Origin of the sequence: Sphingomonas sp. TREG-RG-20F-R18-01 (assembly GCF_022662475.1) — a bacterium.
Classification (GTDB): Bacteria; Pseudomonadota; Alphaproteobacteria; order Sphingomonadales; family Sphingomonadaceae; genus Sphingomonas.
Genome location: NZ_JAKNQQ010000036.1, coordinates 1 through 3,392 on the forward strand (window position 1 = coordinate 1; position 3,392 = coordinate 3,392).

Here is a 3,392-nt window from a genome sequence, read left to right on the forward strand (position 1 = left end):
CCGCTCACCGGAACGCCGACAGCCCCGGAGCTTTCGCTGCGGGGCTTTGGGTGGTGTCGGATTTGGTTGCGGGGACAGGATTTGAACCTGTGACCTTCAGGTTATGAGCCTGACGAGCTACCGGGCTGCTCCACCCCGCGACGGTTCCGCAAGTGCGGAACGAGGGTAGATGACATGTGAATGGGTTCTTATCGATACGAACGAACTTGCTGCTCACCGGCTTCAATGCCTGGCGACGACCTACTCTTCCATCGCTTAAGCGATAGTACCATGGGCGCAGTCAGGTTTCACGGCCGAGTTCGGGATGGGATCGGGTGGGGCACTGACGCTATAGCCACCAAGCAATGGAGCCGGTGAACAGCGAAGTTGGGTTCGTATCTTAAAATCGGTGCACGCTTTACGTCGTTCTGAAGATGGTAGTTGTTAATCAGGCGTTGCATTTGATCATCCGCCATCTGCGACATTCTGGTCACCCAGGATTGTCATTGATGGTGGGACTCTCAAGCGCGAATAGAGCAATTAGTATCGGTTAGCTCCATGGATTACTCCACTTCTACATCCGATCTATCAACGTCATGGTCTCTGACGGCTCTATGAAATCTTATCTCGAGGGAGGCTTCCCGCTTAGATGCTTTCAGCGGTTATCCCGTCCATACATAGCTACCCTGCTGCGCTCTTGGCAGAACGACAGGTACACCAGAGGTATGTTCAACCCGGTCCTCTCGTACTAGGGTCAACTCCTCTCAAATTTCGACGCCCACGGCAGATAGGGACCAAACTGTCTCGCGACGTTCTGAACCCAGCTCACGTACCACTTTAATTGGCGAACAGCCAAACCCTTGGGACCTGCTCCAGCCCCAGGATGTGATGAGCCGACATCGAGGTGCCAAACAACCCCGTCGATATGAGCTCTTGGGGGTTATCAGCCTGTTATCCCCGGCGTACCTTTTATCCGTTGAGCGATGGCCCTTCCACGAGGGACCACCGGATCACTATGACCGACTTTCGTCTCTGCTCGACTTGTCAGTCTCGCAGTCAGGCGGGCTTATGCCATTGCACTCTAACAGACGGTTTCCAACCGTCCTGAGCCCACCATTGCGCGCCTCCGTTACTCTTTAGGAGGCGACCGCCCCAGTCAAACTACCCGCCACAGAGGGTCCCTGATCCAGTTTCATGGATCGAGGTTAGACATCAGAAACAAACAGGGTGGTATTTCACCTATGGCTCCACGTCAGCTGGCGCCAACGCTTCAAAGCCTCCCACCTATGCTACACAGTTTCTTCCTAATGCCACTCTGAAGCTGCAGTAAAGGTGCACGGGGTCTTTCCGTCTAACCGCGGGAACCCCGCATCTTCACGGGGAATTCAATTTCGCTGAGCATGTCCTGGAGACAGTGGGGAAGTCGTTACGCCATTCGTGCAGGTCGGAACTTACCCGACAAGGAATTTCGCTACCTTAGGACCGTTATAGTTACGGCCGCCGTTTACCTGGGCTTCATTTCAGAGCTTGCACCCCTCCACTTAACCTTCAGGCACCGGGCAGGCGTCAGGCCCTATACGTCGTCTTGAAGCCGACTTAGCAGAGCCCTGTGTTTTTGCTAAACAGTCGCTACCCCCTGGCCTGTGCCCCCAACAAGAGCTTGCGCCTATGTTGGGCCTCCTTCTTCCGAAGGTACGGAGGCAATTTGCCGAGTTCCTTCAGGACACTTCTCTCAAGCGCCTTGGTATACTCTACCTGACCACCTGTGTCGGTTTCGGGTACGGTCTATACGGTGGGGCTATTTCCCGGGACCTCTTCGAGGCCGTCCCAATCCGATAAGGGACGACAACACACGAGATCCGTCACACACCACCAGGCCCACGAATATTAACGTGGTTCCCATCGACTACCCCCTTCGGGCTCGTCTTAGGGGCCGGCTCACCCTGCGCGGATTAGCCTTGCGCAGGAACCCTTGGTCTTTCGGCGAAAGGGCATCTCACCCTTTTTATCGCTACTCATGTCTGCATTCGCACTTCCGATACCTCCACGACCCATTACCAGATCGCTTCTCAGGCTTACGGAACGCTCCGCTACCGCGTACCCTATAAAGGGCACACCCTAAGCTTCGGTGCGTGTCTTGAGCCCCGTTACATCTTCGCCGCAGAACCTCTTGATTAGACCAGTGAGCTGTTACGCTTTCTTTAAAGGATGGCTGCTTCTAAGCCAACCTCCTGGTTGTTTTGGAAGTTCCACATGCTTTCCCACTTAGACACGACTTGGGGACCTTAGCTGTAGGTCAGGGCTGTTTCCCTTTTGACGACGGACCTTAGCACCCGCCGTCTGTCTCCCGGATATCACTCCTAGGTATTCGGAGTTTGGTTAGTGTTGGTAGGTCTCGCGACCCCCGCAACCATCCAGTGCTCTACCCCCTAGGGTGTCCATCCGAGGCACTACCTCAATAGTTTTCGCGGAGAACCAGCTATTTCCCGGCTTGATTGGCCTTTCACCCCTAAGCACAACTCATCCGGTAACTTTTCAACGTTAATCGGTTCGGACCTCCAGTGCATGTTACTGCACCTTCATCCTGGTCATGCATAGATCGCCGGGTTTCGGGTCTAATACATCAAACTCTGGCGCCCTATTCAGACTCGCTTTCGCTGCGCCTACACCTAACGGCTTAAGCTTGCTTGATACATTAAGTCACAGACCCATTATGCAAGAGGTACGCTGTCAGGCCTCAAGGACCCTCCAACTGCTTGTAGGCAATCCGTTTCAGGTACTGTTTCACTCCCCTCATCGGGGTGCTTTTCACCTTTCCCTCACGGTACTAGTTCACTATCGGTCGCATACGAGTATTTAGGCTTAGAGGGTGGTCCCCCTATGTTCAGACAGAATTACACGTGTTCCGCCCTACTCATGTCCTGAAGTCTCACTTTCGCATACGGGGCTGTCACCCGCTATGGCGCCTCTTTCCAAAGGCTTCTGCTAGTTGAACTCCAGGCACTGGCCTGGTCCGCGTTCGCTCGCCACTACTAACGGAATCTCGGTTGATGTCTTTTCCTCCAGCTACTGAGATGTTTCAGTTCGCCGGGTTCGCTTCACGAAAGCTATGTATTCACTTAAGTGATACCTAACCCCATTTAGCGTCGCACTCAGTTACCTGAATGCGAAGTTAAACGGGATAGGTGGGTTTCCCCATTCGGAAATCTGCGGGTCAAAGGTTGCTCACACCTCACCGCAGCTTATCGCAGCGTGCCACGTCCTTCATCGCCTGTATGCGCCAAGGCATCCACGAATTGCCCTTACCTCACGCTTGAGAGTCCGCACCACCAACAACAACACTGGGCATGATCATGACGATCACGCCGACTCGGCAAGAGCAGAGTTGTCGCAGTATCTTGGTGCGGATGATT

The 3,392-nt window shown here is 54.1% G+C and carries 1 tRNA gene and 2 rRNA genes; all 3 read right to left on the bottom strand.

Annotated features, from left to right (window positions below):
- Positions 1-63: 63 nt before the first annotated feature.
- The 3 genes from L8K25_RS22470 to L8K25_RS22480 all read right to left on the bottom strand — a co-directional run bounded on the left by L8K25_RS22470 (position 64) and on the right by L8K25_RS22480 (position 3,295).
- A tRNA-Met gene (locus L8K25_RS22470) sits at positions 64-140 on the bottom strand.
- Positions 141-227: 87 nt separating this feature from the next.
- Positions 228-342, bottom strand: a 5S ribosomal RNA gene (gene rrf, locus L8K25_RS22475).
- Between the two features lie 157 nt (positions 343-499).
- A 23S ribosomal RNA gene (locus tag L8K25_RS22480) occupies positions 500-3,295 on the bottom strand.
- Positions 3,296-3,392: the final 97 nt, after the last annotated feature.